The sequence below is a fragment of the Oceanobacillus locisalsi genome (assembly GCF_042675985.1).
GTDB lineage: Bacteria > Bacillota > Bacilli > Bacillales > Amphibacillaceae > Oceanobacillus > Oceanobacillus locisalsi.
In genome coordinates, this window is sequence record NZ_JBHTKK010000033.1 from 1 (window position 1) to 20,321 (window position 20,321).

The window sequence follows — 20,321 nt, forward strand, 5'->3', positions numbered from 1 at the left end:
GTGATGCTTTAACCTTATCAGAAACGGGTTCTTTTTTCATTTATTTGATGCATGACTTATACGCTTTCGTTACTTGTCAGCCAAGTAATTGCGCGTTATAAAGGTTTTTCTGTGAATAATTCAGGATAGAGAGATATAAAAATAAATTAAAAGGAAATTTCATTCCATATTAGAGAGGAGAAGGCGAATGATTTTAGATTTAAAAGGTCCTTCTAAAATGGATCCTGTTGTAAGTATGCTTTATGGAGCTCTCGAAAATAATTATCATCGGTTAAAAACTATTGTTGCAGATATGTCGCAAGAGGAAATAGATTATAAAGGACCGGAACAAAAATATAATAGTACTGCGCAATTAATCAGACATCTGGCTTACATAGACCTCAATTGGTTTTATAGAATAAAAGGGGGTTCGATACCTGAAGAACTTGAAAATAAGTATGGACCAATGTTGGATGAAAATAACGAAATACCTCCGATTTACGATGTTTCGTTGAAGAAGCTGTTATCTGATTATGATGAGGTATTTGATATGCTCCAGTCGATTTGTTATCAGCTGAAGGATAATCAATTGAACACGATTGTCCATTACGAAGATGGAAAAGAAGCAACGATCCGATGGGGAATTTGGCATTTGGCAGACCATAATAGATATCATCAAGCTCATATTAATCAACTTCGTAAATGGTTTAAAGAAGAGAGAGTTAATAAATGAATGAATGAACATTAGAAATGGAGGAGTGTAATGAATTTAGGATGAAAAAGAAATGAAGTAAAGCTAGTTCCGCATGATGAATAATGGCCGGTAGAATTTTTAAGGATACAAAAGCAAATCAAAAATATTTTAAACGTAGATGAAAAAGCTATTCAGCATATAGGAAGTACCGCAATCCAGGACATTAACGCTAAGCCAGTGATCGATATGCTATTAGGAGTTGAAAGCATCCATCAAGTAGAAGCGAAAACATTTAAGGCATTACAGACAATTGGATTTTATCGATTAAAAGTAAAAAGGGAAAACGAAATGTTGGAGTACACGAAATCAAAATTTACTCCAACATTTGGAACGATGTATACTGCTTGTGATTCTTTGTACGACAGAGGATATCTTGATATAAAAAAAATAGTTTGTTAGTCAGGAGGAAAACTCATTGAAGAAGGTTATTACCTTACCAGACAAATTCAACTTTCATGCTACAGTTACAGATCATGGGTGGTATTTATTACCGCCTTTCTATCGTAATGAGGATGGAGATAGGTTGAGCAGGGTGGAAAAATTAACAACTGGTAAAATCGTTCTGCTTCATATCAAACAAGAACAAGATACATTGGTTGTAGAAATAGGAGATAAGGAAACGTTAACGAGTAAAGAAAGTAAAGAGGTTATTCGCAAAGTGAAATGGATGTTTCGCTTAGACGAGGACTTTAGTGCTTTTTATAAAATGTGCAGTGCTGACCAGGGTATGCAGGAAATTGTAACAGAGAATAGAGGAAGACTATTACGCTCCCCGAGCATCTTTGAAGATATTGTAAAGACCATCCTTACCACAAATACGACCTGGAGCCGGACGATTGCAATGACAACGAATTTTGTGACCCTTTTGGGAGACAGGTATTCGGAAGATTTGGGATTATTTACGTTTCCTGGACCGGAAGCTGTTTTGAAAAAGGAAAAGTCTTTTTTAAATCAAGACGCTAAATTAGGTTATAGAAGTGAATATATTTATGAACTCGCATTCCAGTTATGCAATCATGCATATGAATTAGATGAGCTCACAAATCCGGAAATGGCAACTGAACACGTCGTTTATAAATTAAAGGAGATAAGAGGAGTCGGGCCTTATGCGCTTAGTACCATTTTAATGCTGTTAGGGCGGTATGACTTTTTACCAGTAGACAGCGAATTTAAGAAGCATGTAAAGCATAAATATTTTGCTGGTGAACTTCCTCCCAAATCGCAATTGCAACAGTTGTATAAAGAATGGGGAGAGTTTAAATTCTTAGCTTATTGGTTCGATCGTTAATATGTATTTGTTGGAAAATAAGAGATGGGATGTCATCGATGATCTATGACTACCTGCAGACAAAAAATAGAGAAGGATAACACAATATGAAAAACTTGTTGATTCAATAACAAGCCATTTGACGGTCTAACCGCCAAATGGCTTGTTTCCTTTTATAAAAACTTCTCCGTACTCACTAGTATAATACACGTACATAACACATCGATTGCTTTTTCCACTTCACCTAATGAAGGGAAGGAGGGGGCAATGCGAATATTTCTGTCTCTAGGATCTTGTCCGTATGGGAAGGCAGCGCCGGCTCCTGTTAAGGTTACTCCAGCTTCTCTGGCAAGACGGATGACTTCAGAAGCGCAGTTATCCATGGTATCCAGGCTGATAAAATAGCCTCCTTCAGGTTCTGTCCATGATGCAATGCCATAGGAATCCAATTTAGAATGAAGTATTTCTATGACTTTATCGAATTTTGGCTTCATAATTTCTGCGTGCTTTTTCATATGCGTCAGGATATTATCATAGTTTTGGAAAAAGCGGACATGGCGCAGCTGGTTAACTTTATCAGGACCAATAGTTTGCACGCTCAGCTGGCTGTTAATAAAATCTATATTTTCTTTGCTTGCTGCTACTGCGGCTACTCCAGATCCCGGGAAAGTTATTTTAGAAGTAGAGGCAAACATAAACACCCTGTTCGGATTGTCCGCTTGTTTACATGCTTCTAACATATTTTTTAAAGTCGGAGGATTATCTGTAAGGTCATGCACCGCATACGCATTATCCCAGAATATTTTAAAGTCCTTTGCTTTCGTTTCCATTTTCGCCAGACGATCTACCACTTCATCACTATACGTAATCCCCTCTGGGTTACTATATTTAGGAACGCACCATATACCTTTGATTGATGCATCGTTGCGGACAAGTTCCTCGACTTTGTCCATATCAGGACCATCTTCCAGCATATCTACAGAAATCATTTCGATATCGTACTGTTCACAAATCGTGAAATGTCTGTCGTAGCCGGGAACCGGGGCGATAAATTTAACATGATCTTCTTTTCCCCAAGGCCTGTCGCTATCGATAACGCCTTTAATTAATGCTTTAGAAATGAGATCATGCATGATATTCAGGCTGGCATTGCCTCCGATGATGATTTCTTCCGTGTTTACTTCCAATAGTTCTTTAAATAATTCTTTTGCTTCTGGTAAACCATCGACCATTCCGTAATTTAATACGGAAAAATGATCGTCCATATTATCAGCGGTTACTGTATTTAACAATTCCAATGATAGCTTCAATTGTTCCGGGCTTGGTTTTCCTCTGGCCATATTTAAGGAAAGATTTTCTTTCTTGGCAGCTTCAAATGCTTCTTTTGCTTTATCATGCAGGTTTTGCAGATTCGCATGATTCATCTGTTTCAATTCGCTCATTCTATCCCTCCGACAAAATTACTTATATTTCTCCTCGTTAATAATTTTATTTCATTTAGTGGGAAATGCAAGGGAAAACGTATTAAGTTAGCAAACTATTTATTTATTGAGATATTTCTTATTTCTAATTATTCCATTATTGAAACTTTCTTCATACGCTTTTCGTAAATAAAGGTAATTAAAACAGGGAGGAATATGAAATGGAGATAGAAATATCCGGTTTAGGATTTGGTTTTGTTGCCCTGGCTATTGGGATAGCATCGATGGGTTACTTTATCGGAAAAGGGCTACAGAATTTTAGCCGTCCGGAAGCCAGCAAAGAATATCATATCTTTATCAAAGAAGATGATTTGGAATTTTACGTTAATCTCGATAAAGAAGAATTGGCAGATATGGTGGATAACAAATATTATTTGGCTGCTATTATTTACTGCAGCAGCTATTGTTATTAGTGTTCGTCATGTAGACGGATCCGGTGTAGTACAGACTCCGGAATTGAGATTATTGGCATTTATTATTTTAGGTGTCTTTTTTATTGTTGTTTTGATAGGTCAATTGATATTCTTTTATTTTATCAGGAAAAGAAAGCGTAATTAATCTAAAATGAACGAATGAATCATTGGTTGTGAACGAGTCACCCCTTCCCTTTTAATGAAATGGGAAGGGAGATCTTCTCTAATGTGCGACGAGAACAACTTTTGAGTACATAACTTCATTGAAATGGAATGTTTTTCTATCCTTTCAGGAAGCTATCAACACTTTTTTATGTTACAATTAGCACCAAGTAATAAAACTAACTTCTAAACATATAGGAGGGGTACGATGATAGGAACAAGAGTCACTGCAATTGGCAGTTATGCACCAGAGAAAAAACTTACTAACTTTGACCTGGAAGAAATGGTAGAAACAACCGATGAGTGGATTGTCCAGAGGACAGGAATTCATGAACGCAGAATAGCCCGTTCCGATGAATTTACAAGTGATTTATGCGTATCAGCGGTAAAAGATTTAATGCATAGATACAATAAGACGGTTGAAGATGTCGATATGATTATGGTGGCAACAAGTACACCGGATTTTCCTTTTCCGTCCGTTGCCAGCATCATACAAAACCGATTGAATATCAAACAAGCGGGAGCAATTGACTTGAGTGCGGCTTGTGCAGGATTTGTTTATGGATTGCATACTGCGCATAGCTTCATTCAATCTGGTCTTCATCAAAAAGTGCTTGTGATTGGAGTAGACGCTCTGTCCAAAATAACAGATTATACAGATAGAAATACGTGTATTCTATTTGGTGATGCTGCGGGAGCGGTGCTGGTGGAAAAAGAAGAGGAATCAAACGATTTTATCGGATTTCATGTAGGAAGTGATGGAAGCGCCGCACAGCACGTCTATCAGACGAGCTTATCAACCAAAGTAAATGATGTGGAATTAGTAGACACGAAATATCTTGTCCAAAATGGAAGAGAAGTTTTCAAGTGGGTGGTAAGAAATGTACCGAACAGCATTCGGCACCTGTTGGAGAAAACGGAAACCAGCATGGACGAAGTGGATTGGTTTATCCCGCATAGTGCGAATTTAAGATTGATTGAACCGATTTGTGAGAAACTAGGACATCCAATCGAAAAAACACTTTACAGTCTCGAAAAGTTCGGAAACACTTCTGCCGCAACGATTCCTTTGGCGCTGGATCTTGGAATTAGAGAAGGAAAAGTCAAAAATGGAGATCGGGTACTTATGTATGGGTTTGGATCTGGTTTAGTGCATGCAGGCCAGTTGTTACAAATCCATTTTGATGAACAAGTCAATACACCAACACCATTGTAAGTTAATAAGGGCAGGAAAGAGAAAGGATTTTTGTGATGAAGGCATCTACAATAATCCTTTCTCTCTGTCTTTTTTGAGCTATTTTACTTATTATACTGCTTAAATTTGTGTCTATTTATTATGTTTTCCAAGTTTAGATAGGAATGGAAAATGTGATAAAAAGCACAATCGTCGACAAAACAAAATGATTCATGTAAGATAGTCTCTATTGTAATTTGTTATATGAAAGAAGGTGACCGCTCAAAAGTGCAATCATTTAATAAAACACCCATCATTATTGTGCTTCTCACAGGTGGGTTTATTTCAATTTTAAACCAGACGACGATGATTACTGCAATTCCACCAATTATGGAAGAAATGAATGTGAGTGCCAACACCGGGCAATGGCTGACGACAGTTTTTATGCTCGTTAATGGCGTGATGATACCTGTAACGGCGTTTTTAATGGAACGTTTCACGACAAGGCAGTTATTTATCACGGCGATGACTGTGTTTGCTGTCGGTACAGCTTTTTCTGCCCTTGCCCCGAACTTTGGGATGTTACTTTTGGGAAGGACCATTCAATCTAGTGGAGCGGGCGTTATCATGCCGTTGATGCAGACAGTATTTTTATTGCTTTTCCCTGTACAAAACCGCGGGGTAGCGATGGGGCTGGTCGGGCTTGTGATTTCCTTTGCTCCGGCAATCGGACCTGCTTTATCCGGCTGGGTAATTACCACGTTTTCTTGGCGCGCAGTATTTTTAATTATATTGCCAATTGCTATTATTGTTATTTTACTTGCTGTAAGAGTAATGAAAAACGTTACGGAATTAACGTACCCGAAAGTGGATATTATATCGATTATGTTATCATCTTTCGGTTTTGGCGGATTTTTATATGGATTTACAAGTGCAGGAAACAATGGCTGGGGGAGTATCATTACCATTACCACATTAGTTGTTGGTGTTGTGGCTCTGACAGCATTTATTTTCAGACAGTTGCGTATGGAGACACCGATGCTGGAATTCAGGGTATTTAAAAATCCAATCTTTACGTTGTCAACCATTATTCCAATGATTGCGTTTATGGGATTGATTGGTGCAGAAACACTGATTCCGCTTTATATGCAAAATGCGCGTGGTTTTACGGCGATGGAAGCAGGAATTGTGCTTCTGCCCGGCGCTCTCGTAAATGGGATGATGTCTCCAATCACTGGCCGCATATTTGACCGGTTCGGTGCAAGGTGGCTCTCGATTATCGGGCTTATCATTATTACTGTTTCAACTTTTGCCTTTGCTAATCTGGGGCCTTCTACATCGATGCTCATGGTTACAATTTTGTATGCCATTCGAATGTTTGGTTTGTCCATGGTTATGATGCCTGTGACAACTGCTGGCTTAAATCAGCTTCCTAGGGAGTTGATTCCACATGGTACAGCGATGACCAATACCATGCGTCAGGTTTCCGCGTCCATTGGAACGGCTATCGTTATTACGGTAATGACGACATCGGAAGTATCTGCGGAACTTGATCCGAATATAGCTTATCCGATGATTCATGGTGTAAATCAAGCCTTTATGGTTATTACGATACTCTCGCTTATCGGAGTTGTGCTGACCTTTTTTATCAAGAATGGCAATTCATCGGCTCAAGAGGAAAAGTCGGTGTATCGCGAAGAAAAATAAAGTCTGGAGCGGCGTCAAAGATATTCTTGGCGTCGTTTTATGATACATGCAATGATCGTTCGTTATCTTGGGAAGAAGAAGAAATATCAAATAAAAAATAGATTAAATATGGATTACCATAAAACGGTTGCTAGATAAATTTATATATGTTATTATTTAATATTGTTGTTTAGAAGTAAATTTTATGAGGAAGTTGGTATATAATGGAGGACGAAAAATCATTTGAATTAAGAAAATATATTCCGCTTTTTGCGGTATTACTATCAGGTGCTTTCGTTACTATTTTAAACCAGACGTTGCTAGGTACTGCACTCCCGCCCATTATGCAAGATCTTAACTTGAGTGAGAGTACAGCGCAATGGTTGCAGTCTGTTTTTATGCTCGTAAATGGTATTATGATACCAATTACGGCTTTTTTAATTGATAAATTCACTACACGAAAGCTATTTATGACTGCAATGGGATTATTCACTTTAGGAACCTTTATTGCAGCCATTTCACCGGATTTTTCATATTTATTAGTTGGAAGGATTTTACAAGCTTCAGGTGCGGGTATTATGATGCCGCTGATGCAAACCATCTTGTTCTTAACCTTCCCTGTCCATAGAAGAGGTACAGCGATGGGGCTGTTCGGCCTTGTTATTGCGTTCGCTCCGGCAATTGGTCCGAGTCTGTCGGGCTGGCTCGTAGATCAGTTCCCTTGGCGCAGTGTCTTTTATGTGGTACTGCCAATTGCTATTTTGGATATGATTGCGGCATACTTCTTGTTGAAAAACGTAACAGAACTAAAAAAACCAAAATTGGATATTCTATCTGTGATTCTTTCCACAGTAGGATTCGGTGCACTTCTATACGGTTTCAGTGTCGCTGGTGATGCAGGTTGGATGAGCCTGCAGGTGATTTTAACACTTGTTGTTGGTGCGCTATCTCTCTATTGGTTCATCACAAGACAATTGAATTTGGAAGAACCGCTGCTCGAATTCAGGGTATTCAAGCATGGAACATTTACGTTGGCAACAGCTTTAGGAATGCTTGTTTTCGCTGCGATGATCGGAACAAACGTTATTTTGCCGTTATATATGCAGAATATGGTTGGATTCTCGGCTCTTGAATCTGGGCTTGTATTGTTGCCAGGTGCCATTATTATGGGATTCTCCAACCCGATTACCGGTTATCTGTTTGACAGGTTTGGAGGCAAATGGCTTGCTCGAGGCGGTTTATTACTGCTGGGTATAACAACCTTTGCGTTTACGAACTTATCCGTGGATACAAGTTTTGCTTATCTGTCAACGATGAATGCCATTCGAATGATTTCTATTGCGATGGTGATGATGCCGATGACTACCTTGGCATTGAATCAGTTGCCTAACGAATTGATTCCACATGGTACAGCAATGAATAACACCTTCCGCCAAGTAGCTGGTTCGGTCGGAACTGCGGTGCTTGTCACCATCATGTCTACAGCGGCTATACCTGGTGAGGATGTTAATGGTATTGTTCATGGCGTGAATGTTTCCTTTATTGTAGCTGCTGTTATAGCTATTATTGGATTCATTCTTTCCTTTAAATTGAAAGAAGAAGTGAAACCGGGAGATCGTGCTGCGTAAGGTTTATACCGATTTTTTAAGTGAAAGCGCCTGGCGCTGAAACAGTTTGTTACTGTTTTGGTTCTGGGTGCTTTTTTAGTTTGGTGTGTTATTTTTGAATTAAAGTTGCAAAATGAGTAGATAAAATTTAAATAACTATATTGACAAAACAACTGAAAACATTTACGATTTAATTATCGACTGAGGGGAAAGTCGATAGAATCATATCACATCAAAGTTTACAGGTAAGTTATTATGGTAAGGCATTAAGCCGTGGCGTTGGGGATCGCCTAGCTCCGTGTTAAACGGAGTTCCCCAAAAATGACTAAATGCTTTTAGTCATTTTTTTTATACTTAAAGCAGGTCTATCGTACTAAAACTTATACGCTATGACATATAGCGATTGTCATTAACATAGTCTTTAATAATTTCTTTTGGTTTACTGCATACTGAAAAGTTTGTCTTTTCAATGTTTTAAAAATACATATTTAGGGTGATTTAAATGCGATACAGTGTTGGATTGGACATAGGTATTTCGTCTGTTGGGTGGGCAGTTATTAATTTAGATAAGAATCGTATCGAGGATATGAATGCTCGAGTTTTTGATGTGGCTGAAAATCCAAAGAATGGGTCTTCCCTTGCTGCCCCCAGACGAGAGGCGAGGTCTATGCGTAAAAGATTGCGCCGTCGCCGTTATCGGGTTGGCCGTGTTCGTGATTTTATTATAAAAAAGGGGCTTTTGTCTGAAGTAGAAGCAGATAATTTGTTTGAATGGCAAGATGGTGATTTGGATGTTTGGCTGGTACGAGTAAATGGATTGGAACGTCACCTTTCAGATCGAGAATTTGCCCGTATCTTAATTCACTACGCTAAAAACAGAGGATTTAAATCTAATCGTAAAAGTGAAACCAAAGATGGGGAAGGCGGTGTTCTGAAACAAGCAGTGAACGAAAACTCGAAGTTGATGGAAGAGAAAGCGTACCGTACTGTTGCGGAAATGCTTGTCATGGATGAAAAGTTCTGTGGAAGGAAGCGTAATAAGGGCGGTGAGTATTCTCATGTTTTAGCACGGAGTGAAATTGAACGAGAAATTAGAAACATTTTTGAAAAGCAGCGTGAATTTGGAAATCGATTTGCCAAAAAGGAAAATGAGGAAACATACATAAATATCTGGAGTTCACAACGACCATTTTCCACACAAGATGATATAGAAAAACGAATTGGGTCATGTACGTTTGAAATAAATGAAAAGCGCGCGCCAAAGTTTTCTTATACATTTGAAAAATTTCGAGCACTGGATAAGATAAATCGTTTGCGTATCATTTCTACAAAAGAACCTCAACGTGCTTTAACAGATAAAGAGCGTCAGGCTGTTATGGATAGTTTAATGGGCAAAAAAGAAGTGAAATATAAAGATATCCGTAAAGTATTGTCTTTAGCTGACCATGAACGATTTAATGAATTATTTTATGACCCAGGAAAAACAAATGTTAAAAACGAGGACAAGGTATTTCTTTCGCTTGCAGGTCACTATGAAATAAAAAAGATTATTGAAAAGACAGAAGGTAAAACATTGGCAGAGTCGTACCGGCCCATTGATTTTGACACGTTCGCATACGCTGTGACAGTGTACAAAGACGATAATGATACACGCGACTATCTGCTCAATGAGCTGGTAACAAGTAATGGAAAACAAGTACGTAATTTAGCGAATAGAGCTTATCACTCAGAGTTGATTGAAGAGCTTTTAAATTTATCTTATGCCAAATTTGGTCATCTTTCATTGAAGGCATTAAACAACATTATTCCTTATTTGGAAGAAGGCTTTCTTTATCACCAAGCATGTGAAAACGCCGGTTATCAATTCAATCAAAAAGTAGATAAGGAAAAGAAAAAATTACTTCCAGTTATTCCTGCAGATGACATTGCTAATCCGGTTGTGATTCGGGCATTATCACAAACCAGAAAAGTGTTTAATGCGATTATAAAAAGATATGGGTCTCCGGATGAAGTGTATATTGAATTGGCCAGAGAAATGGGAAGACATTATAAAGATCGGCGGGATCTAGAGAAACAATATAATAAAAATCGCACGGTTAATGAAAAAGCGAAAGACCGTATACAGGAGCTTCATCCAGAGATAAGTTCACCACGCGGACATGATATATTAAAATACAAATTATGGGAAGAACAAGACGGAAAATGTGCATATTCGATAAAGCCTATTTCAATGGACCAGTTGTTTCAACATGGAGAGGCAGAAGTGGATCATATTATTCCGTACAGCCGCAGTTTTGATGACAGTAATGCAAATAAAGTACTTGTATTATCAAAAGAAAACCAAAATAAACAAAACAAAACGCCATATGAATGGTTTGGTCGTAGTGATGCCCGCAGGTGGGAGCAGTATATTTCTTATGTAAACTCATTGAAAATCCGGAAAAAGAAAAAGGATTTGTTGTTGAAACAAAATCTTGATGAAGAGCAAGAAGATAACTTTAAATCCCGACATTTAAATGACACGCGCTACATTACTAGATTTTTAAAAGGATTTATAGAAGATAATTTGAAATTCAGAGAAGGTGAAGACCGGAAACAACGTGTGTTTACTGTGAACGGTGCTTATACTTCCTTAATGAGAAAGCGGTGGGGGTTCAATAAAAACAGGCAAGAAAACGACTTGCACCATGCCCTTGACGCGGTACTTGTTGCAGTTAGTCTTCCATTTCAAGATAAAGTAAGTAAATATTTTAAGTATAGTGAGCAGTATCCTTCCCAATTATTGAGGCGAAAAGGAGAACGTTTTCCAGAGCCGTGGCCGGGATTCACTAAAGAGCTGGAGGCAAGAATGCTGCAAGATCCAGATCAGTTGAAATTGGCATTAGAAACCCTGGCATTATCTGGTTACGATCAGGATTTTATTAATCGCGTTAAACCCATCTTTGTTTCGAGAATGCCAAAGCGTTCGGTAAAAGGACAAATTCATGAAGAAACCATTCGTCGGCATCGCGGTTATACCGAAAAAGGATTAAATTTAATGGTGACGAAACAAAGACTTGAAAATATCAAGTTTGATAAAAATGGCGATTTTCCAATGTACGGAAAAGAAACAGATCCAAAAACCTATCAGGCTATTAAGGAAAGATATTTGGAATATGGTAAGGATGCAGCTAAAGCCTTCAGCATATCATTGTATAAACCGTCCAAGAACCCGGAAACAGCTCCGGTAATTCGCAGTGTAAAAATTGAATCCACTGCTAACAGAGTCTATCATCTCGACGATAAAACAGTAGCTGAAAATGCCAGTATTGCCCGAACAGAGGTGTTTCGTCATAAAGAGAACGGGAAGTATTATTTAGCGCCGGTTTATGTGAGTGATGTTTTGGCGAAGAAGGTGCCGGATAGGTTTATAACGGCTAAAAAACCTTACGCAGAATGGTTAGGTATAACAGATGAATATGAATTTCTATTTAATTTATTTCCGAATGACATAGTGCGTATTAAAGTTCCTAAATTAAGGAATGTAAAATCTTATACAGAAGATATTGTTACATGGAATGAGGGAATCTTTTACTTTAAAGGAGTTCACACAGGAGATGCTAGAATCAATATCATTGATCACATGAATAGTTTTAAAGATGGCGTTGGGTCTCAGGGACTGAAAACTCTTGAAAAATATCAAACTGATCCTCTGGGTAACTTATCAAAAGTTCATAGGGAGAAACGTTATGGCGTTTAGACATTTGGTTATTCGAAATCCAGCAAAATTATCTACGTCCCAGGAGCAGTTAATTATTAAACAAGAAGATTCCATAAAAGTACCATTAGAGGATATCGTAACGATTACTTTGGAGGATCCTGCAATCACGCTTACGAACGGACTTTTATCAAAATGCACTGAGTACCATGTAGAGCTCATTATCTGTGATAGAAAGCGAATGCCGAGCGGAATTGTGCAGCCTTTCCATCGGCATTCCAGACAAAGAACGGTTTTAGAAATGCAAAGAGACCTTAGCAAACCCTTTAAAAAACGGATTTGGCAAAAGGTTGTCATTAAGAAGCTGGAGAATCAGGCAAGATGTTTAGAATTGATTCATAAAGGTGAAGAAGCCCAAAAAGTATATTCTGTCAGCAGAAGTGTTGAGTCGGGTGACCGGACAAACAGAGAGGCATATGGTGCGAAAATATACTTTGAATCATTATTTGGTGTTGGGTTTCAGCGAAGGCAAGATAATGTGTTCAATATTTCTTTAAATTATGGATATAGTATCATCCGGTCTCTAGTTGCCAGATCGTTGATAAGATATGGGTTTACACCGACTTTTGGCGTGTTTCATGATAGCCAGACCAATGCGTTTAATTTGGCCGATGATTTCATGGAAGTGTTGCGGCCATTTGTTGATGTCGTTATTGCTTTAAATGTAACTGGCGAAATGGAATGGTCGCCAGCGATACGTAAAGGTTTGTTTCAAGTTCTTGATATAGAAGCAGTTTGGAACGAAGAAAAGTTAAGTATTACACATGGAGTTGATCAAATGGTGAAAAGTTTTGTATCTGCATGCCGGCAGCAAGATGCAAGTATATTGGTTTTGCCTGAACTTACGAATATCGCAGTTCACACGTATGAGTAAATACATGCGAATTATTGTCTTTTTTGATCTGCCGGTAATTAAACCAAAAGAACGAAAAGCCTATGCTCGATTTCGAAAGTTTTTATTAAATGATGGTTATACAATGTTGCAATACTCCATATATACCCGGATTTGTAATGGCGAAGATGGTGCTCGGAAACATATGAGAAGGGTGAAAGAGAATATTCCTTCTGTGAATGGTGCAATACGTGCGTTAAAGATAACGGAAAAACAATTTGAAAATATGGAGATTTTGTTAGGGACGACTACCCCTGAAGAAGAGCTGGGAGCAAATAAAATTGATTTCTTTTAAGAAAGTGCTTGCAATTTTTGATTGCAGGCATTTTTTTCATGAGGTTTTTTGAAAAACAAAATAAAAGGGGTGACATAAAGGGAATTTAGAACTTTTTTCAAAAATATAAAACCCTTGAAATGGGGATGTATCAAGGGTTTTATGGCCATGTATCATACCACATCAAAGTTTACAGGGGAATTATGGCTTCGTCCCAAACGTATAAGTCTTCCATGCGATCATACCACATCAAAGTTTACAGGGGAATTATGGCAGATGTGGAAGAATACTCTAAAATTTGCAAATCATACCACATCAAAGTTTACAGGGGAATTATGGCGAAAGAACCTGCTTTATTCCTTCCCACATTATCATACCACATCAAAGTTTACAGGGGAATTATGGCACGAAGAACCCTATTCATCCGGAACATGGAATCATACCACATCAAAGTTTACAGGGGAATTATGGCCTTTAATTTCAGCATCTATTTCAGATACTCATCATACCACATCAAAGTTTACAGGGGAATTATGGCAGGTCCAAGAAGGTGTTATTTGCCTTATCAATCATACCACATCAAAGTTTACAGGGGAATTATGGCTAATATTACAGGTAATACAAAAGGGGAAAGATCATACCACATCAAAGTTTACAGGGGAATTATGGCTCCGCAAGAAGTACACTTATTGTTGCATTTATCATACCACATCAAAGTTTACAGGGGAATTATGGCGTAGATTTCTCCTTCTGCCATTATCTAACAATCATACCACATCAAAGTTTACAGGGGAATTATGGCGCAAATACCGTTCATTGATAATTTGGTAGTATCATACCACATCAAAGTTTACAGGGGAATTATGGCGATGCCGACGAGGTACACCTACTATTCCGGATCATACCACATCAAAGTTTACAGGGGAATTATGGCGTTACCGATATTGGTTACGACAAACACGGAATCATACCACATCAAAGTTTACAGGGGAATTATGGCCCTGAACCATGCTTTCCGTTAATGACCTCTATCATACCACATCAAAGTTTACAGGGGAATTATGGCGATAATGACGTGACCGCCTCTGGCTGCTGAATCATACCACATCAAAGTTTACAGGGGAATTATGGCTTGGAAATCATAGAAATAGCCAAAAAAGCATCATACCACATCAAAGTTTACAGGGGAATTATGGCTCTTTCTCTACCTCCGCCTGTGCAACCGGCATCATACCACATCAAAGTTTAGAAAGAAATTATTAAATAGATTGAAATGAAAAAAAGCTACTCCTCGTGAACTTATGAAAATCACGAATCATAGCTTTAAAAATATCACATCAGAAATCACAGGGGAACAATGGTAAAGTAAAATCACACGTTAGAATGAGAAGAATGACCTTGTTAAAGAAAAATGATCTTTTTAACCTTGACTCCCGCCTTCACATAACTAGGAAGTCAGAAAAACCTTGAAATAATAGTCTTTGTTCCATTTTTTTGCTTCTTATTCCTATCGTTATGTGTTAAATACACATAACGATTATATGGGAAGTCAAATGACCGGTACCATTGGGTTTATCATTCACCTCGTTACGAGTGTCCGGGAATCTAGGTTTTAAATCGGGCCCGATTTGATGAATCTATTTCATAATGCTGTTAAATGCTGTTAAATTTTATTTTAATAAAATACTTTCATTAAAATAATCATATTTGAAACAATATTTAATATTACTTTTTTGATTCCATTATAAGGATGTTTCTTGTCGATATATGGTGTTATATATATTTTAATGGTCATTTCCTGATGTCTAATATTATGATTATATTTTATAAAAACAGGAAAGTTTTTCATAATAAACCTCCTTATTTTTATTTGTAAACTGAAAAACTTCACTTCCTAACGTAGTTTTACTCTTTTTTAATACTTGGCCAAGTATACTTAATCCTATTCTCCACCAACCACATTTATACCTCACAACCATCAGTGCTATCATTCCGCCCCATTCCATGATAAAATAAAACCAAATATTCCTTTATAAAGGACTGGAAGCAATTGAACACATTACCATATCGCTCAACTATAAAATCAAAACCATTCCTCTATAATGAAACATATAAAGTTGCCGAATTATATGCAACAGGTTTTAGTGAGGAAGTCATAAAAAAAGAAGTAATTCATCAAAATTTATTTCAAGTAAAAACAGAACAACGTAAACGGGAAATAACCACAACGGTTTTGAAACGGCTCAAAACACTGGATACATTTCTCATTAATAAAATAGTCACAACCGATATCCATACAAGTAAGCTTATTACGTTGTATGCCATACTTAAAACAGACCGTCTGTTTTTTGAGTTTATGCATGAAATCTTCCGGGAAAAGCTGACAGTTCATGAGCCAGTGTTGGAAGATAGAGATTTTAATGCCTTTTTTGAAGCAAAGCGACAACAGAGTGAAGTCGTTGCAAATTGGAAAGAATATACCTTTTATAAATTGAAACAGGTGTATTTACGGATATTAACGGATGCTGGTTTGTTGAATAATTCATCCGAACGGGAAATACAAATCCCGTTGCTTCATCCGGACGTCTTGGATTATATGCGAAATGCAGAGGATACGCGTTACATTGATGCTATTATAGGAAAGGGGGCGAGATAGCATGAAAACAATCCATGAACGGTTGGATGAAATATTCCCGCGGATTACGGATTCTTCTTTCCAAGAGAATAAAGGACTTGGGAATGAGGTTGGTTACCATATTTTTGACTATCATCCAGAATATGAGATGCTGGTACGGAATCATGTTGCCTTTTTAAAAGATCGAATAAACCACGATAGTTCCAGTCAACGTATCGTAGAGTTTGATTTATATGAAGTAGTGCTGGAAATTCTTGATGACAAGGGGTACTTGCAAAAGAATTTCCAAATGGAGGAGAAAAAAGGTAGTTCTTATGTTTTAAATGCTACGAGAAAAGCATTGCGACTGACTTTGAACAATGATTTGGTTATTCAATACATTGCAGAGCGCGTACAAGAAAATGATATTATTTTTATCACGGGAATTGGCAAAGTATTTCCGATGATTCGCTCGCATGTTATTTTAAACAATTTACATAAAGCAGCCGGTCAGATTCCGGTGGTGTTGTTTTTCCCTGGACGTTACGACGGGCAGGAGCTACAGCTGTTTGGGGAGATAAAAGACGAAAATTACTATCGTGCATTTCAATTGGTAAGTGAGTAGGAGGTACAAATCAAATATGCAGATACGCAAAATGTTCGACCGAGAAATTGACCGAGATATTAAAGGTGTTATTAAAATAGGTCAGGATGATAGTGAAAATATTCAGCAGGAACTTGAGGAATACGTTGTTACAGATGAGTTACATAAACATATCGGCGAATTTTTTGCTGCTTATCGAAAAGGGATTGAGCAGCCGACAGATGAGATAGGAGTATGGATATCTGGTTTCTTTGGATCTGGTAAATCCCATTTCCTTAAAATCTTATCTTATCTGGTTGAGAATCGAGAGATAAATGGAAAGCGTGCCATAGATTATTTTGATGATAAAATCAAAAATTCCAAAATAAGGGAAGATATGCAAAAAGCAGGCGACATTACCACAGATGTTGTCTTATTTGATATTGATGCAAAAAGTGAATCAGATGCGATGGCAGGCAAGGATTCGATTGTTAAAGTGTTAAACAAAGTATTTAATGAGATGCAAGGATTCTGCGGTGCGATTCCCTGGATTGCAGAAATTGAACGGAAGATGCATCGAGATGGAACGTATGAAACGTTTAAGGCAAACTTCCAGGAAATTTCCGACAGTAAATGGGAAGATGCACGCGAAGATTTTTACTATGAAGAAGATGCGATTATCGAGGCGCTGAGTCAGTCCACGCAAATGAGTGAAGAGGCAGCACGGAATTGGTTTGAACGTGCGGAACAGGAATTTTCCATCAGTATTGATCGCTTTGCGAAACGTGTGAAAGAATATATCGATGAGCAAGGAGATAACCATCATATTGCGTTTATGATCGATGAGGTCGGGCAATTCATTGGTGATAATTCCAATGCGATGCTGAATTTGCAAACGATTGTGCACGAACTTGGTCAACAATGTAAAGGGAAAGCATGGATTGCTGTGACGAGTCAAGAAGATATTGATTCGGTTCTGGCTGTTAAGGGAAATGACTTTTCCAAGATTCAGGGACGTTTTGACACGAAATTAAGTCTTTCAAGTGCTTTCGTGGACGAAGTAATCCGTAAAAGAATCCTGACAAAGAATGAGGCAGGGACAGAGACCTTGGAAGAGGTCTACCGAAAAAATCAATTTATCCTGCAAAATCTCTTAACTTTTACGGAAAACAGTGCAGAGATGAAAAAATATGCAAACCAGGAAGATTTTATCGGTGTGTACCCGTTTGTTCCCTATCAGTTTAATCTCCTGCAAAAAGTATTTACCGGTGTCCGGATTCATGGTGCTTCTGGTAAACACTTGGCAGAAGGGGAACGTTCCTTGTTAAGCGCTTTTCAGGAATCTGCCATCCGTTTTGCCGATGAGGAGGAAGGACTGCTTGTACCATTTTCGGCGTTCTATGAAACGATTGAAACGTTTTTGGATTCGAGTATCCGCACCGTTATCATCCAAGCAGGAAATAACGAGAAATTGGAATCATATGATATTGATGTGTTGAAACTGTTGTTCTTGATAAAATATGTCAAAGAGATGCCGGCAAGTCTGGAAAATATCGCTACTTTGATGGTTGACCATATGGATACGGATAAGCTGGAACGGAAGAAAATCATTGAAAGTTCCCTTTCCCGATTAATTGGACAAACCCTCATCCAAAAAAATGGGGAGGAGTATGTCTTCCTGACAAATGATGAGCAGGATGTAAACCGGGAAATAAAAAACATGCATGTGGAAACATCGGAAGTGGTCATGAAAATTGGAGAAGAGATATTTGAAGGAATTTATCGGGATAAAAAATTCCGTTATTCCACCAAGCATCATTTTCCATTTAATGCGATCATCGATGATCGCCCCGTAAGAACACAATCCAGTGATATCGGCATACGCGTGCTGACTCCTTATGCCGATGCAGCGATGGATTATAATCAATCGGAATTGAAAATGATGTCGTTACGGGAAAATAATGTGATTTTTAAACTTCCATCAGACACATCTTACCTAGAAGAAATGGAAGAGATACTAAAAATTCAAGCTTATTTGAAAATCAAGAGCGGCACTGCCGTCTCGCAAGCGGTAGAGGATATCAAAACACGTAAATCACGGGAAGTTTCCGAACGGCGTGAACGGATTACAACCTATGTAACAGAAGCATTGAAATCGGCAGATGTATTTGTGAATTCGCAAGTCCTGAGCATTAACAAGAAATCACCGGCCGATCGCATCAATGAAGCTTTCCGGACATTGATTAAGTCACTATATCATAAATTAGATTATGTTACGGAATTTGTTGATACACCAAAAGAATTGCAAGCAATTGCGAGTGAATCAACACAGCTTTCGATGGATGAAGGGAATGAACCGAATCAACTGGCCATCAAGGAAGTGGACAATTATGTAGCTAGATTAACTGCCCGTAATCAGCCAATGACGATTAAAAGCATAACAGCTTACTTCTCAGAACAGCCTTATGGTTGGCTGGAGTTAGATACTACATCCTTTTTACTACAATTATTTAAAGCGCAAGAAGTGAAACTGCGAATGAATCATAATGAACTGCAGTTGAATGATAATCGTTTGATTGATTATCTGACAAAACGAGATTATGTGGACCGGATTGTTGTGAAAAAACGGGAACGCATTTCTTCTGCATTGCTCAAAAATGCTAGAGATTTGAGCAAGGAACTCTTTGGTATCTCTGCGCTTCCAAGTGATGAAGATGGGTTGAAACAGAAGTTCAATGAGCATCTGTATTTGGAAAAAGAAAAGCTTGCTGATTTATTAAGGGAGTATCGCACGGCTAATTATCCAGGGGAAGCGATTGTGAAAGATGGGAAAGAGGTAATCGAATCGATTCTGCAAATTCAGGACACGACAACCTGGTTTAAACAGCTGCGGGAACAGCGCCATGAATTGCAAGATTATGCCTACGACGTGAAAGAAGTTAAAGATTTCTTTGAAAATCAGAAAGATAAATATGACGCAGCTAAAAAGAAATTGGCCATTTTTGAAAATAATCGAACTTATGTAACTGATAATCATATTATTGAGCTGGTGGGGAAGATGGACAACATAGTTAATCATGTGAAGCCATATGATCGGATTCAGGAATTACCGGAACTATACCGTGCTTTTGATGAAGAATTTCTTGATTTGGTGGAAGAAGAATGTAAACCAGTGCGGGCAACCATTGAAACTGATTTGCAGACGGTTATGGACGAACTAGCAAAGGATGAGGACTTGAAGCAAAAGTTTGCGACAACATTTCGTTCTCGATTCGAGGATTTAAAAGAACGCTTGGATCGAACAAACGACTTATATAAAGCAGTTTCTATGCAGGTGGAAAGTGACCGATTGAAAGTGCGTTGTTTGGAAGAGTTAGAGCAAGCAAGACAAGAGGTAGCTTTCCAGGCAACTGAGGTTGTTGAGTCAACCCCAGCTAGAGCGGATTCAGAACCAGTTGAGCAAATGGAAACAACTCCTATTAAGCAGCAACAAACGAAAACACTAAGTAAAAATCTATTAATCAAAGGAACTAAAACGATGAAATCAACGGAAGACGTGGATCAATTTGTAGAAGAATTAAGAAAACAACTATTGGATGAATTGGATGATGATACAACGATTCATTTGGTGTAAAAGGCAGGAAGGGTAGGCTCATAATAGGGCCTATCCTTTGTAGC

At 38.1% G+C, this 20,321-nt stretch carries 15 protein-coding genes, 1 pseudogene and 1 CRISPR repeat array; of the genes and pseudogenes, 14 read left to right on the plus strand and 2 right to left on the minus strand.

Annotated elements, in window-relative coordinates:
• Positions 1-187: 187 nt before the first annotated feature.
• The 3 genes and pseudogenes from ACFQ19_RS18460 to ACFQ19_RS18470 all read left to right on the plus strand — a co-directional run bounded on the left by ACFQ19_RS18460 (position 188) and on the right by ACFQ19_RS18470 (position 2,021).
• Positions 188-712, plus strand: coding sequence for a DinB family protein (locus ACFQ19_RS18460; RefSeq protein WP_379594158.1), 525 nt, complete (start codon positions 188-190; stop codon positions 710-712).
• Positions 713-808: 96 nt separating this feature from the next.
• Positions 809-1,132: pseudogene (locus tag ACFQ19_RS18465) on the plus strand (GrpB family protein); the annotation flags it as partial.
• 16 nt (positions 1,133-1,148) lie between these two features.
• Complete coding sequence (locus ACFQ19_RS18470; RefSeq protein ID WP_379594159.1) at positions 1,149-2,021, plus strand: DNA-3-methyladenine glycosylase family protein; 873 nt, start codon at positions 1,149-1,151, stop codon at positions 2,019-2,021.
• 152 nt (positions 2,022-2,173) lie between these two features.
• Here the strand turns inward: ACFQ19_RS18470 and ACFQ19_RS18475 are convergent, their stop codons facing one another.
• Entirely contained in the window at positions 2,174-3,442 is a 1,269-nt protein-coding gene (locus tag ACFQ19_RS18475) for an aminotransferase (protein WP_379594160.1), read from the minus strand.
• A 200-nt stretch (positions 3,443-3,642) separates the two neighbouring features.
• Here ACFQ19_RS18475 and ACFQ19_RS18480 point away from each other — a divergent pair, with 200 nt between their 5' ends.
• The 8 genes from ACFQ19_RS18480 to cas2 all read left to right on the plus strand — a co-directional run bounded on the left by ACFQ19_RS18480 (position 3,643) and on the right by cas2 (position 13,467).
• A complete protein-coding gene (locus ACFQ19_RS18480) occupies positions 3,643-3,894 on the plus strand; it encodes a hypothetical protein (RefSeq protein ID WP_379594189.1) in 252 nt (83 codons plus the stop codon).
• Positions 3,788-4,039, plus strand: a complete 252-nt coding sequence (locus tag ACFQ19_RS18485) for a DUF3923 family protein (protein ID WP_379594161.1) — start codon at positions 3,788-3,790, stop codon at positions 4,037-4,039. Before ACFQ19_RS18480 ends, ACFQ19_RS18485 begins: the two co-directional genes overlap by 107 nt.
• 225 nt (positions 4,040-4,264) lie before the next feature.
• On the plus strand, positions 4,265-5,272 hold the full coding sequence (locus tag ACFQ19_RS18490; protein WP_379594162.1) for a ketoacyl-ACP synthase III: 1,008 nt from the start codon (positions 4,265-4,267) through the stop codon (positions 5,270-5,272).
• A 222-nt stretch (positions 5,273-5,494) separates the two neighbouring features.
• Positions 5,495-6,937 carry an MDR family MFS transporter gene (locus tag ACFQ19_RS18495; protein ID WP_379594163.1) on the plus strand — a complete coding sequence of 481 codons (1,443 nt, stop codon included), beginning with the start codon at positions 5,495-5,497 and terminating at the stop codon, positions 6,935-6,937.
• Positions 6,938-7,140: 203 nt separating this feature from the next.
• Positions 7,141-8,544, plus strand: coding sequence for an MDR family MFS transporter (locus ACFQ19_RS18500; protein ID WP_379594164.1), 1,404 nt, complete (start codon positions 7,141-7,143; stop codon positions 8,542-8,544).
• Positions 8,545-9,025: 481 nt separating this feature from the next.
• Positions 9,026-12,262, plus strand: a complete 3,237-nt coding sequence (cas9, locus tag ACFQ19_RS18505; protein WP_379594165.1) for a type II CRISPR RNA-guided endonuclease Cas9 — start codon at positions 9,026-9,028, stop codon at positions 12,260-12,262.
• Positions 12,252-13,154 (plus strand): type II CRISPR-associated endonuclease Cas1, encoded by a 903-nt coding sequence (cas1, locus tag ACFQ19_RS18510; protein WP_379594166.1) that lies wholly within the window; start codon positions 12,252-12,254, stop codon positions 13,152-13,154. The genes cas9 and cas1 overlap by 11 nt, the downstream gene beginning before the upstream one ends.
• The gene (cas2, locus tag ACFQ19_RS18515) at positions 13,147-13,467 is read left to right on the plus strand and encodes a CRISPR-associated endonuclease Cas2 (protein WP_379594167.1); all 321 of its coding nucleotides are present in this window, start codon (positions 13,147-13,149) and stop codon (positions 13,465-13,467) included. Before cas1 ends, cas2 begins: the two co-directional genes overlap by 8 nt.
• A 151-nt stretch (positions 13,468-13,618) precedes the next feature.
• Positions 13,619-14,709: a CRISPR direct-repeat array (repeat unit 36 nt; unit sequence ATCATACCACATCAAAGTTTACAGGGGAATTATGGC).
• A 412-nt stretch (positions 14,710-15,121) separates the two neighbouring features.
• Here the strand turns inward: cas2 and ACFQ19_RS18520 are convergent.
• Positions 15,122-15,295 (minus strand): hypothetical protein, encoded by a 174-nt coding sequence (locus tag ACFQ19_RS18520; RefSeq protein WP_379594168.1) that lies wholly within the window; start codon positions 15,293-15,295, stop codon positions 15,122-15,124.
• Positions 15,296-15,496: 201 nt separating this feature from the next.
• Between ACFQ19_RS18520 and ACFQ19_RS18525 the strand changes: the two genes are divergently transcribed.
• From ACFQ19_RS18525 to brxC, 3 genes are read left to right on the plus strand one after another with little or no spacing between them, the layout of a single operon-like run.
• Positions 15,497-16,102, plus strand: coding sequence for a DUF1819 family protein (locus tag ACFQ19_RS18525; protein WP_379594170.1), 606 nt, complete (start codon positions 15,497-15,499; stop codon positions 16,100-16,102).
• A 1-nt stretch (position 16,103) separates the two neighbouring features.
• Positions 16,104-16,685, plus strand: coding sequence for a DUF1788 domain-containing protein (locus tag ACFQ19_RS18530; protein WP_379594171.1), 582 nt, complete (start codon positions 16,104-16,106; stop codon positions 16,683-16,685).
• 16 nt (positions 16,686-16,701) lie between these two features.
• Positions 16,702-20,277: a BREX system P-loop protein BrxC gene (gene brxC, locus ACFQ19_RS18535; RefSeq protein WP_379594172.1), complete on the plus strand. Its 3,576-nt coding sequence runs from the start codon at positions 16,702-16,704 to the stop codon at positions 20,275-20,277.
• Positions 20,278-20,321 lie beyond the last annotated feature (44 nt).

Excerpts from the sequence above, each read along its gene's own strand:
- brxC (WP_379594172.1), top strand. The coding sequence starts at position 16,702 with ATGCAGATACGCAAAATGTTCGACCGAGAAATTGACCGAGATATTAAA.
- ACFQ19_RS18460 (WP_379594158.1), top strand. The coding sequence starts at position 188 with ATGATTTTAGATTTAAAAGGTCCTTCTAAAATGGATCCTGTTGTAAGT.
- ACFQ19_RS18495 (WP_379594163.1), top strand. The coding sequence starts at position 5,495 with ATGAAAGAAGGTGACCGCTCAAAAGTGCAATCATTTAATAAAACACCC.
- ACFQ19_RS18485 (WP_379594161.1), top strand. The coding sequence starts at position 3,788 with ATGATTTGGAATTTTACGTTAATCTCGATAAAGAAGAATTGGCAGATA.
- cas1 (WP_379594166.1), top strand. The coding sequence starts at position 12,252 with ATGGCGTTTAGACATTTGGTTATTCGAAATCCAGCAAAATTATCTACG.
- ACFQ19_RS18490 (WP_379594162.1), top strand. The coding sequence starts at position 4,265 with ATGATAGGAACAAGAGTCACTGCAATTGGCAGTTATGCACCAGAGAAA.
- ACFQ19_RS18500 (WP_379594164.1), top strand. The coding sequence starts at position 7,141 with ATGGAGGACGAAAAATCATTTGAATTAAGAAAATATATTCCGCTTTTT.
- cas9 (WP_379594165.1), top strand. The coding sequence starts at position 9,026 with ATGCGATACAGTGTTGGATTGGACATAGGTATTTCGTCTGTTGGGTGG.
- ACFQ19_RS18520 (WP_379594168.1), bottom strand. The coding sequence starts at position 15,295 with ATGAAAAACTTTCCTGTTTTTATAAAATATAATCATAATATTAGACAT.
- ACFQ19_RS18475 (WP_379594160.1), bottom strand. The coding sequence starts at position 3,442 with ATGAGCGAATTGAAACAGATGAATCATGCGAATCTGCAAAACCTGCAT.
- ACFQ19_RS18480 (WP_379594189.1), top strand. The coding sequence starts at position 3,643 with ATGGAGATAGAAATATCCGGTTTAGGATTTGGTTTTGTTGCCCTGGCT.
- ACFQ19_RS18530 (WP_379594171.1), top strand. The coding sequence starts at position 16,104 with ATGAAAACAATCCATGAACGGTTGGATGAAATATTCCCGCGGATTACG.
- cas2 (WP_379594167.1), top strand. The coding sequence starts at position 13,147 with ATGAGTAAATACATGCGAATTATTGTCTTTTTTGATCTGCCGGTAATT.